A 17,750-nucleotide genomic window follows, 5' to 3' on the forward strand; every position below is an offset into this window, starting at 1 on the left:
TAGATAATGCAAAAACTATGCCAGAAAAAAGAAAGTCGCTAAGAAAATGATTTTATAGACATATGTGAAAGTAGTGTATAGAAACATTGACATTTATTTTAAAAAGTTAGACATCTATGTTTAATTTTTTTAATCGATTGTATAAAGTGGCACGAGTAATGCCTAAGTTTTTAGCGCATGTTTTTTTATTACCATTTACTTTGGCAAGCTGTTCTAAAATAATTTCCCGTTCATAATGTTCAAGTTGATTGTTAAGCTCTGTCCCTAGAGGAAAATCCCTCTTAACTTCCAACTTTTCATCTTTTGGCATAGCTGCTAAAATATCCGTAGGTAAGTCTTCCATATGAATGGCTCCCTCATCAGAAAATACAACAAGTCGCTCAATAACGTTAGATAATTCCCGTACATTGCCTGGCCATTGGTATTTTAAAAGAACATTGGCTATTTCAGTTGGGATTCCTTGAATAGGTCGATTATATTTAATCGATTTTTCATATAAGAAATAATTGCTAATTTCTAAAATATCTGATGCTCGCTCTCGAAGCGGGGGAACTGTGAAATTCACCACATTCAGTCGATAATATAAATCCTCTCTGAATTTTCCTTCTGCCACTAATTGCTTTAAATCTCTATTAGTAGCAGCTACTAAATTAAATTCAACGTCCATTTCCTTTGTACCGCCAACTGTATAAAACGTTTTTTCCTGTAGCAATCGCAAAATCTTTACTTGCATTTCTAGCGGCATTTCACCAATTTCATCTAAAAATAAAGTACCTCCACGTGCAAGCTCTACTTTACCTTTTTTTCCTTTTTGATGGGCTCCAGAAAAAGCTCCTTTTTCATAACCAAATATCTCACTTTCAAATAAGCCACTAGGAATGGCTCCACAATTGATAGCGACAAATGGTGCTTCAGGCTTTTCTCGAATGGCATGAACTGCACGTGCAAACAGTTCTTTACCAACTCCACTCTCTCCGTAAATTAAAATATTTGCCTCGGTTTCTGCTACCTTTTTTACTTTTTCTAATACTTCTTTAAGCTTTGGACTATTGCCACGAATAAGTGTAAATGGATCATAGGCTAAGCCATTAGTATTCATCTGTTTCTCTAAATTCAATAATTTTTCAGATGTAAGATGAAGCTCTTCGTTTAATTTTTTGACATGGGTAATATCAGTTTCAGCAACGACTGCCCCAATTGTCTTATCATGCAGCATAACAGGGTTTGAATTGATCATGACGACGAGATCTTCCCGAGGAAAATGCTGCTGTTGATAAACAGATTTTCTATGCTGTAAAGTATGTAAAATTTCTAGTTGATCTTCTTTGAAAAATTGAGTGATGGGCTTTCCAATAATATTTTCTCCAGACACAGAAAAAATGCTTTCTGCTCCCTTCGTCCAATAAACAACATTTTGTTCAGCATCAATGACAGTACATGATTCATTTATTGTGTCTAAAATGGTTTGTAAATAAGCATTGCCACATTCTAATTCATAAGCAAGGTCGTATGCTAAGGACTCTCTCCATAAATATCCTAAATATTGTTTTTCCTCATTATAGACTAATAAAAATTCGTAGTCCTTCATGTATTCAATGGCGGTTTTGAGCGGGCAATTCGACTGGATGGTATGACAGGCAACATAGTGAACATCATTTTTTCTTTTACCGCGAACTGCTCCATAGGGTTTATTATTTTCAATAACAAAAAATTGTTTGCTAGCATCGTTTATTTTGGACACAATGTCTTCAGTAGTTGTAATAGCAAAGTTACGTTTTAAAATTTTATTCATTATGAAATGATATGGATGCAAGATAAGTCCTCCCTCATTGTTCATTTGTCCAATAATTTTGAATAATATAAATAATTTTGACACATAGTGCCTAGTTTATCAAACAAATTCCAGTTTGATAGATTGGCATGTTTTTTGCATCATACAGTCATGAATAGAGAGGAGGAGGGAGATATGAAGAAATCCCATCATGATATCGTAATTATTGGTGGTGGCATTATTGGTGGAGCAATAGCTTATTATTGCTCAAAGGCCGGCCTAGATATCACAATACTTGAAAAAAATGAACTTGCGAGTGGGACTTCTTCTCGTTGTGATGGCAATATTTTAGCTATTGATAAAGATCCTGGCTTTGACAGTCAAATGTCTTTAGTCAGTCAAAGATTGGTTCATGAGCTAAATAGAGAGTTAGATATGAGCTTTGAATATCGGAATCCGGGTAGCATCCTTGTTTGTGAAAGTGAACTAGAGATGGAGGCTGCACAGCAATGGGTTAATCGCCAACAAGAGGCGGGGCTCGATTTTACTATGTTAGATCGTGAGGACTTGCGGAACGAGTCAAAATACTTTGCAGATGACCTATACGGTGGTTTGGAATGTAAAACTGATTCAACAGTGAACCCATATATGCTGACATTTTCTATGTTTCACTCAGCTGAGAAGTTAGGGGCAAAGGTAAAAAAACAAACAGAGGTCAAACATATTAAGAAACAGCCAGATCATACATTTTTGCTTGAAACGAATGAGGGATGGATAACTGCCAATAGAGTCATTAATGCTTGCGGGATTTGGGCACCGTTTATTGGTCAAATGCTTGGTGTTGATATTCCCATTAAACCTCGCAAAGGTCATATACTGGTCGCATCACGTCAGCAACCAGTAGGGCTAAGAAAAGTTATGGAATTTGGTTATTTAATTTCAAAGTTTGGTGGAGAGCGTAAAGTGGATGAGGATATTGAAAAGTATGGAGTAGCCTTAGTGTTTGAACCGACAGAGGCACAGAATTTTTTAATAGGAAGTAGTCGTGAATTTGTAGGATTTGACACAAAGGTGAATCATGATGTGGCAAAAATGATTGCTAGACGTGCTGTACGTTTTTATCCAAAAATCGCTGATATGTCGATTATTCGTACATATGCAGGGTTAAGACCATGGACGGAAGATCATTTACCTATTATTTGTGAAGTAGAAGAAGTGCCTGGTTTCTATATTGCGGCAGGTCATGAAGGAGATGGAATTAGCTTGGCTGCAGTTACTGGGAAGCTTATCCAAGAATTACTACAGTACAAAGATACATGCATTCCTACTGAACCAGTTCATCTTAGTCGTTTCCAGAAAGGAGTACTTCACAAATGAAATTTCAAAAGCTCTTTACAACAATTGATACCCATACAGGTGGGAATCCAACACGTTCATTAATAAGCGGTATGCCTAAGCTTGAAGGCAAAACAATGTCTGAAAAAATGTTATTTATGCAAGAGAATTTTGACTGGATTCGAAAATTTCTTATGAATGAACCCCGAGGACATAGTGTGATGTCAGGTGTTATCATTACAGATCCTTGCCATCCCGAAGCAGATTTTGGAGTGATTTATATAGAAACAGGTGGTTACTTGCCGATGTGTGGACATGACACAATAGGCGTTTGTACAGCACTTATTGAAGCAAATTTAATAGAGGTTAATACACCTTATACAAACATAAAATTGGACACACCTGCAGGTTTAATTGATGTAAAGATTAAAGTAGTGGATGGCGTAGCGAAGGAAGTGACATTTAAAAATGTACCATCCTTTCTATTAAAAACGATTGAAATAAATGATTCTGAATTAGGTGTAGTGGAATGTGAAATAGCTTATGGAGGGAACTTTTACGGCATTATAGATGCTAGAAAAATCAATCTAAACTTAGCTGTAGACAATTCAACGAAAATTATTAACACAGCTATTCGTCTCCGCAATGCTGTGAATGCTAAGGAAGATATTGTCCATCCAGAATTCCCATTTATCCATGGACTTACACATATTGAGTTTTATACAGACCCAGTCAATCCATTAGCAGATTTAAAAAATACAGTTGTTGTTCCACCAGGAGGGATTGACCGTTCCCCTTGTGGCACTGGTACATCCGCAAAAATTGCTACACTCTATTCAAAAAATGAGCTTGCTCTCAATGAGTCCTTCGTCTATGAAAGTATTGTGGGGACAATGTTTAAAGCACGTGTACTAGAAGAAGTAGCTATTAGTGGCCTAACCGCTGTTATTCCAGAGGTAACAGGATCTGCCTGGGTTATGGGTATGCATCGATTCTTTTACAATAATCAGGATCCACTGAAAGAGGGCTATTTGATGATTCCGCCAATGGATCACTAAGGGAGGATAAGCATGAATTTTCATAAGTCTTTTCAAACGATCGATACACAAGTAGTGGGAGAAGCCTTTCGTATTATTGTGCAATCACCAATCATGCTTGCGCATGAAAATATTATGGAAGCGGCTCATGCTTTAAATACGCAATTCGAAGATACAAAACAATTGCTTCTGAATGAACCTAGAGGACACCGTGGAATGAATGGCTGTCTTGTTTTACCATCAGCTATTGCATCCTATCGACTATTATTTTTCCAACATTCGGCTTCTACAAATTTTAAGTATGAAGCACTTGTAGCCACAATGACAGCGTTGATTGAGCAAGGAATAATAGAGCTTTCAAGAGATAATATTTACTCTATTGAAACAGTAAAAGGTGTTTATGAAGCCTATGTAAAACTTTCTGAACCGAAAGATACTGTTTTATCAGTTCATTTGACATTGAAGCCAGCGCATATAGAAGGTGACCAAGTAATTATCGATAATGAGCGCCGCTACTTTGTTGTAGAAAAACCACAGCAATTAAAGGCAATTGTTCTAGATGAATTAGCAGAAATCAGTACGTGGGGATTACTAGAAAGTGAGAAATATAGTACAGCAGATGGTGTCATTATGTATGAACAGCTAGACAGTTCAGTACGGTCAGTTACCTTTGAGCGAGATGGCTATATATTACGTTCACCTGGTGTAGACAGTACATTGGCGTTACTAGCAGTTTTAGGGGAAGAAGCTGTCAAAAAAAATGACAGTATTTTTGGTAGCAGCATTGAAATTAGTCAAAAGCATGAAGCTGGCTATGAAATTGCATTAACAGGATATATCACAGGAATCCATCAATTTGTAGTGGACCGTGAAGATCCTTTGCAGCATGGATTTATCATAGTGTAATAAAAGAGGATAGAGGAGGAAAAAAAGATGAAAAAATTAGAAGGTGTATTTCCGGTATTAGTAACACCGATGAAAAACCAAACGGACATTGATTGGGATGGTTTCCGTCAAAATATTGAACATTTTATTGAAGCAGGGGTAACAGGTATTGCTATTAACGGTAGTACAGGCGAATTTGTAAGTTTAACGAAAGAAGAACGGTTTAAAGCAGTAGAAGTAGCTGTAGATCAAATTAAAGGGCGAATTACATTGATTGTTGGTACAGCTGCTGAGACAACTGCAGAGGCTATCACCTATACACAGCAGGCTGAACTGGCCGGCGCAGACGCAGCATTATTGATTAATTCCTATTATGCACACCCAAAAGATGAGGAAATATATGTTCATTTTAAATCAGTAGCCGAATCTGTAAGCTTCCCTATTATGATCTATAATAATCCGTTTACTTCGGGGGTAGATATTGGTTTAGAAACGATTTTAAAAGTAGGTAGAGATGTTCCAAATATTACACACATTAAGGAATCGAGCGGCAGTATTGGAAAAGCGCGTGATATCGTACGTCAAGGCCAAGATAATATTAAAGTATTTTGTGGTTCAGAGGACTTAGCCATAGAATCATTTTTAGTTGGGGCTGTTGGGTGGATTTCTGTATCTGGAAATATTGTGCCAGAGCTTGTCACAAAGTTATATAGTCAAGTAAAAGAAGGAAATTTAGAGGCAGCTTGGGCAATTTATGATCGTTTATTACCTTTATGTGCATTTTTAGAGGGATCAGGTAAATATGTACAAATCACTAAACGTGCAATGGAACTAAAAGGATGGGCAGGGGGACCATGTCGTCTACCACGACTCCCACTAACAGAGGAAGAAGATGCCCAACTTAAAGCAATTATGACTAATTTAGACGTACTGGCAATTGAACATTATTAATGCAAAGGGGGATGAATGATGGAGGCAGTGTTGACATTAAAACCACAAGTAAAGGAATTTCTACAGTCCACAATCGGCTTGTATATCGACGGTGAATACATGCAAGCTCAATCAGGTAAAACATTGAATGTTCTAAATCCTGCTAATGAAGAGGTCATTGCTGTAGTAAGCGAAGCACAGGCAGAAGATATTGATCTTGCAGTAGAAGCTGCTCAAAAAGCATTTGATGGTGCATGGTCAACGATGGAGGCAGCTGAACGCTCACGAATTATTTATAAATTGGCAGATTTACTAGAAGAACATCGTGAAGAGCTAGCACAGCTTGAATCAATAGACAATGGTAAACCATATCAAACTGCTCTCGCAGATGATGTGGATGGCACTGTTCAGCATTTCCGTTATTATGCAGGGTGGGCGACAAAAATTACAGGACAGACTGTACAAGTATCCAAGGATTACTTAAATTATATTGTACATGAGCCTGTTGGTGTTGTAGGTCAAATTATTCCTTGGAATTTCCCTCTTGCAATGGCGGCATGGAAGCTAGGTGCAGCGTTAGCTGTAGGGTGTACGATTGTCATCAAACCAGCGGCTGAAACGCCATTATCATTATTATATGTAGGGCAATTAATGAAACAAGCTGGTTTTCCAAATGGTGTAGTAAATATTGTACCGGGTACGGGAGAAGCTGGAGAAGCTATTGTTACACATAAAGGTGTAGCTAAAGTAGCCTTCACTGGATCAACAAAAACTGGAATCCACGTGATGAAAAAGGCAGCTGATGAAGTGAAAAGTGTAACATTAGAGCTTGGAGGGAAATCTCCTGCTATTGTGTTACCAGATGCAGATGTACAGGAAGCAATAGAGGGAACTTTTGCTGGAACGATGTACAATCACGGCCAAAACTGTAGCGCATGTACACGAGTATTTGTGCATAGTAGTCTATACAATCAATTTGTTGAACGACTTGCAGAAAAGGCTAAGGCATTGAAGGTAGGACCAGGACTAGATCCGGAAACAGAAATGGGCCCGTTAGTGTCACAAAAGCAATTAAATACAGTCCTTGGTTTTATTGAAAAAGGAAAAGAAGAGGGTGCTCGCTTAGTAGCTGGTGGTAATCGAGCACTCCAAAAGGGATTTTTTGTACAACCAACTATCTTTGCTGATGTACAGGACACGATGACGATTGCTCAGGAGGAGATTTTCGGACCTGTTATGTCTATTCTATCGTTTGAAACAATAGAAGAAGTGATCGTGCGTGCTAATAATAGTAAGTATGGACTTGCTGCAAGCATTTGGACAGAAAATGTAAAAAAAGCACATTATATTGCTAGTAAACTACAGGCAGGAACAGTATGGATTAATGATTTTGGCTTAGAATGGGAAACGATGCCATTTGGTGGCTATAAACAGTCAGGTATTGGTCGTGAAATGGGCGGCGAATATGGTTTGTCCAATTATACTGAGGTGAAAAGTGTATTTGTCAATATGAAGCAATAATAAGTGAGTCTGCTTTAAATTTGTTTAGATGGAAAAGGAGCTACCCCAATAGATAGCTCCTTTTCTCATTATTTAAACTGGTTTATTTTACGTCTAGCAGAGGAAGGTATGTTCATGTCCTCGCGATATTTGGCTATGGTACGACGAGATATTTCAATTCCCAACGCAGAGTTAAAATACTCAGCTATTTTTTGATCAGAGAAGGGCTTTGCTTTATTTTCAGATTTTATATAGTCTGACAGCAATGACTTCACCTTTATTTGCGACACACTATGACCATTTGCTGTTGACAATTTAGAGGTGAATAATTCTTTTAATTCAAATGTGCCAAAAGCAGTTTGTACATATTTATTCGTTGTAATGCGGCTAACCGTTGATTCATGAACATCTATTTGGTCAGCAATTTCACGCAACGTAAGTGGTTGCATGGCATCAAAGCCATATAGAAAAAACTTCTTTTGTTTTTCAATAAGTGCCTTCATGATATTGATCATTGTATTTCGACGTTGTTCAATGCTGTTAACTAACCAGTGGTAGTCAGTTAAGTGTTTTTTAAAATAACTCTTCTCTGAGGAATGCGTTTTTATATAAGGAAAGTAGTCAGCGTGAATATTAATTTTTGGTAAATAATAATCATTTAACGAAAAGGTAATCCCACCATCAACGATATCAACAATGATATCTGGTATCGTCGTATGTACCAACTCTTGATAAAATAATGAGCTCAGCTTTGGCTGTAGTGATTGTATAAAAAGATAGATCATTTGTAAGTCACTTAGCGATATATCCAGCTCTTTTGAGATTTGTTTCCACTTCTTATTGGCAAGCTCTTCTAGATAATTAGAAATAACGGTTTCAGCATGAGCAGGGCTGTTATGACAATAAATGGTTTGCAATAGTAAACATTCCTTCAAATTGCGTGCACCAATTCCTAAGGGACCAATTGTTTGTAATAAATGAATGCCCTTTTCAATTTCTAGGTCATTATAAGACGTTTGTGTTGAATGCTCATAATAACCATTGTCATCTAAATGATAAATAATATGTTTTAAGAGTTGAATGTCCTTTTCGTTAGAAAATGTTAGCCTGACCTGTTGGAATAGTTCATCACGAACATTTTTTTCACATTTTGTGGCAAGATGCATAATATCAAGATGTCTGCTACTCATTTTTGGAATCTGTAGATGGTCTTTAAGTGTTGGTTCACTTAATTCAATTAAAGGATTAACGAGTTCTTGTTCACGTATATATTGTTCTAATTCCTGAGTTGAATATTGGAGTAGCTCGATTGCCTGACGAAGTTGGGCAGACATAACGATTTGTAATTCTTGTGTTTGCTTAATAGAAAGTTGCATAATAAAACCTCGATTCTCTATCAATCTATCTAACCTTAGAAAATATAGTGACAAGAAATTTTGACATGTGCAACGAAATATATTATAAGCTTCCAATAAAAAGCTCAAAATGTTGAAATGAAAGGTTTTTAAAAAGTGTAAAAAAAGTAAACATCTATAGGATAAGTGTAAAGAAATTATAAAATAATGAGTTCTTTTGGTGAGTGTGTGATCACTTCTACACCGTCTTTTGTAATGATGACATCATCTTCTATGCGAACACCGCCAACTTGTGGAACGTAAATGCCTGGCTCAACTGTAAGTACCATATTCTCTTCTAAGATGTCTTCACAAACTGACGACATGAATATATTTTCATGGATATCTAAGCCGATGCCATGTCCTGCTCCATGTCCGTAATTGTCCCCATAGCCTTTAGCTGTAATGTAGTCACGTGTATAGCTATCTGCATTTTGCCCTGTCATACCAGCTTTCATATTAGAAAGAGCATGTTGCAAGGAATCATAAACAATTTGATATATTTCTTTTAATTGTTCAGGTGGCTCACCAACAGCAATAGTTCTTGTCATGTCAGAACGATAGCCTTGATAATAAGCACCAAAATCAAGTGTTAGCATGTCACCTTGCTCAATTATTTTTGAAGATGCTACACCATGTGGTAGAGCAGAGCGATGACCTGAAGCGATAATCATATCAAATGCAGCACTAGTTGCACCGTTTTTTCGCATATGGGATTCCAATTCATTGGCAATTTCGATTTCTGAAACACCCGGTTTAATGAATGTTAAAATATGCTTAAATGCCTCATCTGAAATCCAAGCTGCCTTCTTAATTATTTCAATTTCTTCTGGTGTCTTAATCATACGTAAATTTTCCACAATATTAGATAAAGGCTTTAATGTTGCTGTCAATTTATTAGCCATTAATTGATAGGCGTAATAAGTTACGTGATGTTGTTCAAAGCCAACTGATTGGATTGAATCTTGATCTAAAATCTCTTGAATCGTTTCATATATACGGTTGCGATCAATCTCATGAACCTCGAAAGTTTTACTTTGCTCCGTTGCTTGTTGTGTGTAGCGGAAGTCCACTAATAAAAGTGCGCGCCTATTAGTTACTACAACCGTTCCTGCACTTCCAGTAAATCCTGTTAGATAACGTCGGTTTTGTGCATTTGTGATAATCATTGCGCTTGTATCTTGTGCTTGTAAAGCATTTCGTAATTGTTCTAATTTTGACATGTTGTCATTCCCCCTTTAGTGAAATTATAATGCAAAATCTGTGCCAATTTTAAAAATATTTGGCGTCGGCATGAAAATTGCATAGATTTTTATAGTGCGATTTCATTCGTGCAATAAAATCAAAGGGGTTTTGAGGATGGCTAAAAAAACAAAATGGCTTGTCGTATTGTTAGGATTAATGCTCATTGTATTGGTCGGTTGTTACGGGAAAGAAAACAATACTTCTGGAAATACTACAAATAGTAATGAATCAGACAATGCATCTACTGATGAAGGCGACAATACTGCTGCACAAGAGCTTCATTTAGTTGCAACAGGTGATTTAACGACAATGAGCTCATTGGGGAGTGTAGATGCACTTGCTGTGACGGCAATGAACTCTGTGTTCGAGGGGTTATATCGTATAGGGCCTGAAAATACACCAGTTCCGGGTATGGCAGAGTCACATGAAGTTTCTGAGGATGGTACAGTTTATACATTTAAAATACGCAAGGATGCAGTGTGGAGTAATGGGTCTCCAGTTACAGCACATGATTTTGAATATGCTTGGAAAAGAGCTATAAACCCAGAAACACAAGCAATTTATTCTTACTTAATGTTGGATATAAAAAATGCGGCCAATGTTCAAACAGAAGAGGACCCACTTTATGGAAAGGTAGAGGAAATTGGTATTAAGGCGTTAAACGATGAAACATTAGAAGTGCAACTAAATGCGCCTATTCCGTATTTTATTAGCTTAACGACTTATGCACCGTTTTTCCCATTAAATGAAGAATTTACAGAATCCCAAGGCGATCAATATGCGCTAGAAGCGGCTAATATGATCTATAATGGTCCTTTCCAGATGGAATCTTGGCAACATGGGCAAGGATGGACGTTCGTCAAAAATGAAAGTTATTGGGATAAAGACACTGTCAAGCTTACTAAAATCACACAAAAAATTGTCAAAGATACAGCAACGGCTGTCAATCTCTATGAGGCTGGTGAAATAGACACTGCCGAGTTATCGAGTGAGTATGTCGCTCAATATAAAGACAGTCCAGAGTATTCAACGTTTTTAAAGCCAAATACGTATTTTATTCGTATAAATCACGAAAATCAATATTTAGCTAATCAAAACATTCGTAAAGCCATTGATTTGGCATGGGATAAACAAGGCTTTGCTGATGTGATATTACAGGATGGTTCTATTCCTGCTTATTATTTAGTACCACAGGGATTATCAACAGATGACAAGGGGAATGACTTCCGCGATGGAAACGGTGATATGAATAAAACAGATATCGAATTAGCGAAGGAACTATGGGCTACTGGCAAAAAGGAACTTGGTGTAGACCAAGTAAAACTGGAGTTTTTAACATATGACCGTGCAGAATCTAAGAAAGCTGCTGAATTTATTAAAAATCAATTAGAGACGAATTTAGAAGGCTTAGAGCTAACAATTAATATGCAGCCTAATAAGCAAAAACTTGCATTAGAGGGGGCTGTTGATTTTGACTTAGACTATGGCGGTTGGGGTCCTGACTATCAAGATCCTATGACTTACATTGAATTATTTGAATCAACAGCTTATTATAATCAATCCAACTATAAAAATGAAAAAGTGGATGCATTAATAAAACAAGCGAAAACTACCTCTGATGTTATGGAGCGCTGGGAACTTATGCAGCAAGCTGAAAAATTAATGATGGAAGACGTAGCATTCGCTCCAACATTTCAAAAAGGGTTAAGTCGTTTGACAAAACCATACGTGAAAAATTTATATGAGCATCCATTCTCAGCTGACATAAGCTATAAATGGGTAGAAATTGTAAACTAAAAAATGCTGTCCTCTACTTTCGGAGGACAGCATTTTTTCATGTTGTTGAAAAAGGGCGATGTCAACGGCAGAAAAAGCTATTTTGAAAGGCGAGGGGGTGATTTCCGTTCCGCCAGCGTCCGATGAGCTGCTTCACTCACTGCGTTTGCTCCAGAGTCTCGCCATATGCAAAAGCGTCTTTCCTTATCTTTCATACGAGCCGTAGCGAGCAAAATAGCCCATTATTTGTAGATAGCCTCTTATTTTCAATGTGGAGAAGTGATGAGTGACAACACCCCTCTACCAGACTTTATTTAAAAAACTTTGCTAAAAAGAAACATTTGAGCGAAGCGGCTCGGCGCTCAACCACAGGAAAGCAATTAACCTGCAACGGAAATCCTTTTTCACCTTTCACAAAATTCTATTGATGGTTTTGTTTTTCATTTATAGATAGAAAACTATCGATAAAATGGCTGTTGCGGAACAGCCAAGTATACCCGCTAGTAATAGTGGATAAGTGAAGGTGTAGGAAGGTGCATGAACAAATTCTAAATCTCCATCTAATTCAAAGGCATAGGCACCATTTTTAGTGACACGTGCAAAAAAACGTTTAAAACTATAGGCGATACCATTAAAAAGCCCACCTTGCACAACAAATAATGATGCACCTACAATAGTGAATGAAAGTGAAATAAGGAAAATATTGTTGATCAATGTTAAAAAAGTTATTGGTTGATGGAGGAGCCAAGTATAGCTAAGGGAACTTATGACAATACAGCTAGCAAGTAGGGCTGTGACCTTTATATTCAAAGTGATATACCTCCTTCTTGTGCTAGACGGTATTGGACAAGCTCTTCTTCTGTCAGCATAACAAAGTGACCAGGCCGTATCTCTACAAAGCTTTCACTCTCATAATTTCTGCTAGCTTGATAGGTAGCTTCATTAAAAATAATGCGTTTGCGTTCTCGCTCTAACTTAGGATCTGGCAATGGAATGGCTGATAATAATGACTTCGTATAAGGGTGTACTGGGTGATCATAGAGCTCTTGACTGTCTGCTAGCTCAACGATTTTTCCTCGATACATCACACCAATACGATCACTAATATATTTCACCATCGACAAGTCATGTGCAATAAAAAGATAGGTCAATCCACGTTCCTTTTGTAACTTTTTCAGTAGATTCACTATTTGTGCCTGGATGGACACGTCCAACGCAGAAATAGGTTCATCTGCAATGATGAGCTCAGGTTCTACAGCAAGAGCACGTGCAATACCAATCCTCTGACGTTGTCCACCACTAAGCTCGTGAGGATAACGGTTTGCATACTCCTTTGTTAATCCTACTATTTTTAATAGCTCATATATTTTGGGCTTCCATTCACTTTTTGGTACTTCATGGATGGCCAATCCTTCTGCAATAATATCCGCTATTTTCATACGCGGATTAAGGGAAGAATAGGGATCTTGGAAAATCATTTGCACCTTGCTATTGAAAGTTAGTTTGTCTTTTTTTGTTTGATTGTCATTGATATTACGACCATCAACGTGAATTTCTCCGCTAGTAATCGAATTGAGTCCAATTATGGAACGTCCAGTTGTAGATTTACCACATCCTGATTCTCCCACTAGACCAAAAATTTCTCCTTTATAAATATCGAACGTAATGCCATCAACAGCTTTATTAACAGTGTTTTTTCCTAAAGAAAAGTGCTGCTTGACCTCCTTTAATGATAAATATGGATGTTCTTTATCGAATACAGTGGGTGCTTTACTTTTCTCTTGCTGTACCTGTGTAGGCTGTTGATGAATCGGTACTATTTTAGGTGCGTGTTTATGCAATAACCAAGTTGCTGCGAAATGAGTGTCGCTTATTTGAAACATCGGTGGCTCCTCTATAAAGTCAATTTTCAATGCATGTTTATTACGAGCTGCAAAGGCATCTCCAGTAGGTGGCTGAAGCAGGTTTGGTGGTGTTCCTGGAATGGCATACAATGAATTGGTATCAATATCTGGATTAGGCATGGCTGCAAGTAGGCCTTGTGTATAAGGATGTTGACAATGATAAAAAATTTCATCAACTAAGCCAATTTCAATTATTTTTCCAGCATACATAACAGCAACACGATCAGCCATTTTGGCGACAACACCTAAATCATGGGTAATAAAGATAATCGATAAATTCATTTTTTGTTGTATGTTTTTTAGTAATTCTAAAATTTGTGCTTGGATCGAAACATCTAGTGCTGTAGTAGGCTCATCGGCAATAATGATGCGCGGCTCACAAGCTAGCGCCATGGCAATCACTATTCGTTGGCGCATCCCTCCAGAAAATTGGTGTGGGTACTGTTTATATCGTTTATCAGCTTCTTTAATACCGACTAGTTGCAATAGTTCTATAACACGGTTAGTAATTTGTTGGCCACGTAAAGTTGTATGTTTCTTTATACTTTCTGCTATTTGGCGACCAATCGTCATCGTAGGGTTTAAAGCAGTCATTGGATCTTGAAATATCATGGCTATTTCAGCTCCACGAATTGCTCGGATTTTTTGCTCACTGCAAGTAAAAATATTATGTCCGTTATATAAAATGTGTCCACTTTTTAATATCGTTGTCTCAGTTGGATTGAGGCGAAGAAGGCTTTTAGAAGTAACTGATTTTCCTGAGCCAGACTCGCCTACAATGGCTAAGGTTTCACCTTCAAATAAATCAAATGATATGTTGCGTACTGCTTGTACCTCACCGTTGTATGTGTTGAATGAGACACTTAAATTTTTCACTTCTAATATTTTTTTCATTTAGAGCATCTCCTTATTTACGAGTTTTTGGATCGAATGCATCACGCAGTCCATCCCCGAGTAAATTAAAGCTAATCATAATCAAACTAATGACAATAGATGAAACAATCATGCCATGTGGATAAATTCGTAGTAATTTATACGAATCATTGACAATTGTTCCTAAAGAAGCTGTTGGAGGCTGTAGCCCTAATCCGATGAAGCTTAATAATGCTTCCGTGAAAATGGCTCCTGGAATAGTAAACGTAGTTGCAACAATAATTGGCCCAAGTGTGTTGGGAATTAAATGCTTCCAAATGAGACGTTGGTTACTAGCACCAAGTGTTCGTGAAGCAAGCACATATTCATATGATTTTAACTTCAATATTTGTGCTCGAACAATTCGAGCCATACTGATCCAGCCTACAATCACCATTGCAATCGTAATCGAAATAATCCCTGGCTTTAAAATAAGAATCAGAAGTATGTTCACAATTAGGCCAGGGATACCAACTAACACTTCAATAATACGTTGCATGATATTATCTGTCCGACCACCATAAAATGCTGAGACAGCCCCATAGGCAACCCCTATAATGAGATCGATGGTTGCTGCTAAAAAAGCAATATAAAGAGAAATTCGTGTTCCTTCCCATATACGCGTCCAAAGATCTCGACCTAATTCATCTGTACCAAACCAAAAATATTCTGCAATCCCTTTTGCTTCATATTGGTCTACGCCTCGGCTATCAACACCATTCAAGCCTAAGAAAGAAATATTCTCAAGGACAGGAATTTTTGGAGGTAAATTAGTGCGCGCAATATTTTGTTCATCATAACCGTGGCTATTCATAAAAGGGCCGAAAATGGCAAGTAATAGAACGACGATAATAGTACATAACCCAACAATAGCTGCTTTATTTTTCCGCAAACCACGCCATGCATCTTGCCAAAATGATTGCTCAGGACGATAGGTGATATCATCCGTAATATCAGTTTGCGATGCATATTCAAATAACTCCTTTGAATAGCTCTTAGTTATACCTTCTGTTAATTTTATAGTCATGCCCTATCGCCTCCTGTCACACGGATTCGGGGATCAATCAACCCGTATAAAATATCGATGATTAAAATAACGGTTACAAATAGCACCGCATAAAAAATAGTTGTTCCCATAATTAGCTGATAATCGTTGGTAATAATAGAATTAACAAACTGCTCACCTAAACCTGGAATACTGAATATCTTTTCAATAACAAGTGAACCAGTAATAGTGTTAACAGTTAACGGACCAATAATAGTCACGATTGGAATCATGGCATTTCGAATACCATGTTTTGTAATGATAAAAGGATTTGATAATCCTTTGGCTTTTGCGGTTAAGATGTATTCTTGACTAAGTACTTCTAGCATTTCAATACGCGTGAAACGAGCAATTGTAGCAACTACTCCAACTGCTAAAGCAATCGTTGGTAAAATAGAATATTCAAAGCCATTCCAAAAGGCAATGGGTAGCCAGCCTAGTTTAACGCCAACCCAATATTGTAGAAAGCCTGCAAAGACAAACGATGGAATCGATATACCTAGTACGGCTAGTATTGTGGCTCCATAGTCAATAATAGTGTTGTGTTTTAGAGCCGCTATAATTCCTAATAAAAGCCCAATAATTGTTCCCACGATAATGGCTTGAAAGCCCAAAATTGCCGATGCACCGATACGTTCCTGAATAATTTTAGTCACTGGTCGATTATCAAAGACAAAAGAAACTCCTAAATCTCCTTGTACAAGATTCGTTAAATAAATGCCAAATTGCACAGGAACAGGCTTGTCTAACCCATATTTTTTGTAAAGTAGCTCTTTTTGAGACTCTGGAAGACGCTCATCATTAAATGGTGAACCTGGCAAAGCTTTCATTAATAAAAATGACAGTAGAATAATAATAAAAAGGGTAATGATCATATAACCAATTCGTGTAAATATGTACCGAACCATGGCACCAACCTCCTACTAAATAGTGTTGTTAAAACTATTAATTTATTTGCAAGATCGATGCCAATTGCAAGAAATTATGTGAAGAAAAAATATGAAAATATATATTGCATAGCTTTTTACTATATGATATATTTATAAATGTCTTAAAGAGGTCCCGTGGTGTAGCGGTTAACATGCCTGCCTGTCACGCAGGAGATCGCCGGTTCGATCCCGGTCGGGACCGCCATTTAAAATTGATATGATCGCTCTTATGTACTGCTACAGTCATAAGAGCTTTTTTTATTTAATAATGATTTTCTTTCAACTTAGCATTTGAGCATGAAATGCATTCAAGCTTATGTTGAAATTGTGAAAGCATCATTTTATAAAGACCCAGTTCATAGGGTAGAAACATAGAGGCTAAAAGCTTTACAATTTCTGAAGCCTTTATGACCAACCTCCCATTGGTTTTAATAAAATAACATCTATTGCCCTAAATAACGCCTCTACTGCTACTAAAAAATCACCCAATCCCAGTGAAGTTAATTGAATTATTGACATGAGCCTAACTTATTGCATATTTTTAACATTATCTAAAAATAGTAAAAATTACCGATAAATGAGGGCGTTTTTATAAGGTAAAATGAGATATGTTTCTAAAATAAAAATTAGGGGTAAAAATTTAGAAGTAATCGGATTGGCTACGGAGGTGTTTATATGAGCAAAGACCATTTCTTAAAACGTCTTTATTTACCTTTGCTTATTGGTTCCATGATTATGATGGTAGGCTGTGGAGATCCTATTATAGAGATTGAAGAAGCAAATACGTATCACTGGCAAAAAAATATGAACGAAGTAGAATTTGAGAAATTAAAAAATGATATGTCATATATTGAGGTAGTAGAGACAGCAGGCGGCGCAGGTAAAAAGGTTAAAAATAATGAATATCGTTGGAATGATGAAACCCTGTTGACTCAGGCTTATATAGTGAAATTTAAGGATGATAAATTAATTGCTAAAGAGATCATAGCTGTAAAAGGTCATTCCAATAGATAGTTGACACGTCTTCATAAGAGAAGACGTGTTTTTGTTTGCATTTAGGTTACCTAACTATTGTCATCACAGAACA

General features: G+C 37.1%; 14 protein-coding genes and 1 tRNA gene. 8 read left to right on the top strand and 7 right to left on the bottom strand.

Annotated elements, in window-relative coordinates:
- Positions 1–106 precede the first annotated feature (106 nt).
- The gene (locus AC6BKE_RS05960; RefSeq protein ID WP_499856162.1) at positions 107–1,813 is read right to left on the bottom strand and encodes a sigma-54 interaction domain-containing protein; all 1,707 of its coding nucleotides are present in this window, start codon (positions 1,811–1,813) and stop codon (positions 107–109) included.
- A 153-nt stretch (positions 1,814–1,966) separates the two neighbouring features.
- Here AC6BKE_RS05960 and AC6BKE_RS05965 point away from each other — a divergent pair, with 153 nt between their 5' ends.
- The 5 genes from AC6BKE_RS05965 to AC6BKE_RS05985 are packed head-to-tail and all read left to right on the top strand — an operon-like array spanning position 1,967 to position 7,479.
- A complete protein-coding gene (locus AC6BKE_RS05965) occupies positions 1,967–3,148 on the top strand; it encodes an NAD(P)/FAD-dependent oxidoreductase (RefSeq protein ID WP_499856163.1) in 1,182 nt (393 codons plus the stop codon).
- Positions 3,145–4,164 carry a proline racemase family protein gene (locus tag AC6BKE_RS05970; RefSeq protein ID WP_058843565.1) on the top strand — a complete coding sequence of 340 codons (1,020 nt, stop codon included), beginning with the start codon at positions 3,145–3,147 and terminating at the stop codon, positions 4,162–4,164. Before AC6BKE_RS05965 ends, AC6BKE_RS05970 begins: the two co-directional genes overlap by 4 nt.
- Before the next feature lie 12 nt (positions 4,165–4,176).
- Entirely contained in the window at positions 4,177–5,049 is an 873-nt protein-coding gene (locus AC6BKE_RS05975; protein ID WP_342504383.1) for a proline racemase family protein, read from the top strand.
- A 27-nt stretch (positions 5,050–5,076) separates the two neighbouring features.
- A complete protein-coding gene (gene dapA, locus AC6BKE_RS05980; protein ID WP_058843566.1) occupies positions 5,077–5,979 on the top strand; it encodes a 4-hydroxy-tetrahydrodipicolinate synthase in 903 nt (300 codons plus the stop codon).
- An 18-nt stretch (positions 5,980–5,997) separates the two neighbouring features.
- Positions 5,998–7,479, top strand: a complete 1,482-nt coding sequence (locus tag AC6BKE_RS05985; RefSeq protein ID WP_089934210.1) for an aldehyde dehydrogenase family protein — start codon at positions 5,998–6,000, stop codon at positions 7,477–7,479.
- 68 nt (positions 7,480–7,547) lie between these two features.
- On the opposite strand, the gene rpoN is transcribed toward AC6BKE_RS05985, so the two are convergent.
- Together rpoN and AC6BKE_RS05995 are read right to left on the bottom strand one after the other, a co-directional pair.
- A complete protein-coding gene (rpoN, locus tag AC6BKE_RS05990; RefSeq protein ID WP_058843568.1) occupies positions 7,548–8,834 on the bottom strand; it encodes an RNA polymerase factor sigma-54 in 1,287 nt (428 codons plus the stop codon).
- A 176-nt stretch (positions 8,835–9,010) separates the two neighbouring features.
- Positions 9,011–10,075: a M24 family metallopeptidase gene (locus tag AC6BKE_RS05995; protein WP_036119051.1), complete on the bottom strand. Its 1,065-nt coding sequence runs from the start codon at positions 10,073–10,075 to the stop codon at positions 9,011–9,013.
- A 136-nt stretch (positions 10,076–10,211) separates the two neighbouring features.
- On the opposite strand from AC6BKE_RS05995, the gene AC6BKE_RS06000 reads away from it, so the two are divergent.
- Positions 10,212–11,894, top strand: a complete 1,683-nt coding sequence (locus tag AC6BKE_RS06000; RefSeq protein WP_271911090.1) for a peptide ABC transporter substrate-binding protein — start codon at positions 10,212–10,214, stop codon at positions 11,892–11,894.
- Between the two features lie 423 nt (positions 11,895–12,317).
- Here the strand turns inward: AC6BKE_RS06000 and AC6BKE_RS06005 are convergent, their stop codons facing one another.
- From AC6BKE_RS06005 to opp3b, 4 genes are read right to left on the bottom strand one after another with little or no spacing between them, the layout of a single operon-like run.
- On the bottom strand, positions 12,318–12,683 hold the full coding sequence (locus AC6BKE_RS06005) for a DUF3899 domain-containing protein (protein ID WP_340812215.1): 366 nt from the start codon (positions 12,681–12,683) through the stop codon (positions 12,318–12,320).
- A complete protein-coding gene (locus tag AC6BKE_RS06010; protein ID WP_089934215.1) occupies positions 12,680–14,671 on the bottom strand; it encodes an ABC transporter ATP-binding protein in 1,992 nt (663 codons plus the stop codon). The genes AC6BKE_RS06005 and AC6BKE_RS06010 overlap by 4 nt, the downstream gene beginning before the upstream one ends.
- Before the next feature lie 13 nt (positions 14,672–14,684).
- On the bottom strand, positions 14,685–15,716 hold the full coding sequence (gene opp3C / locus AC6BKE_RS06015; RefSeq protein WP_036119022.1) for an oligopeptide ABC transporter permease: 1,032 nt from the start codon (positions 15,714–15,716) through the stop codon (positions 14,685–14,687).
- On the bottom strand, positions 15,713–16,642 hold the full coding sequence (opp3b, locus tag AC6BKE_RS06020; RefSeq protein ID WP_499856164.1) for an oligopeptide ABC transporter permease: 930 nt from the start codon (positions 16,640–16,642) through the stop codon (positions 15,713–15,715). The genes opp3C and opp3b overlap by 4 nt, the downstream gene beginning before the upstream one ends.
- Before the next feature lie 150 nt (positions 16,643–16,792).
- On the opposite strand from opp3b, the gene AC6BKE_RS06025 reads away from it, so the two are divergent.
- Together AC6BKE_RS06025 and AC6BKE_RS06030 are read left to right on the top strand one after the other, a co-directional pair.
- Positions 16,793–16,868, top strand: a tRNA-Asp gene (locus AC6BKE_RS06025).
- A gap of 470 nt (positions 16,869–17,338) precedes the next feature.
- The gene (locus AC6BKE_RS06030; RefSeq protein ID WP_036119013.1) at positions 17,339–17,677 is read left to right on the top strand and encodes a hypothetical protein; all 339 of its coding nucleotides are present in this window, start codon (positions 17,339–17,341) and stop codon (positions 17,675–17,677) included.
- The last annotated feature ends 73 nt before the right edge of the window (positions 17,678–17,750 follow it).

Source organism: Lysinibacillus sp. COL-1 (genome assembly GCF_059814265.1).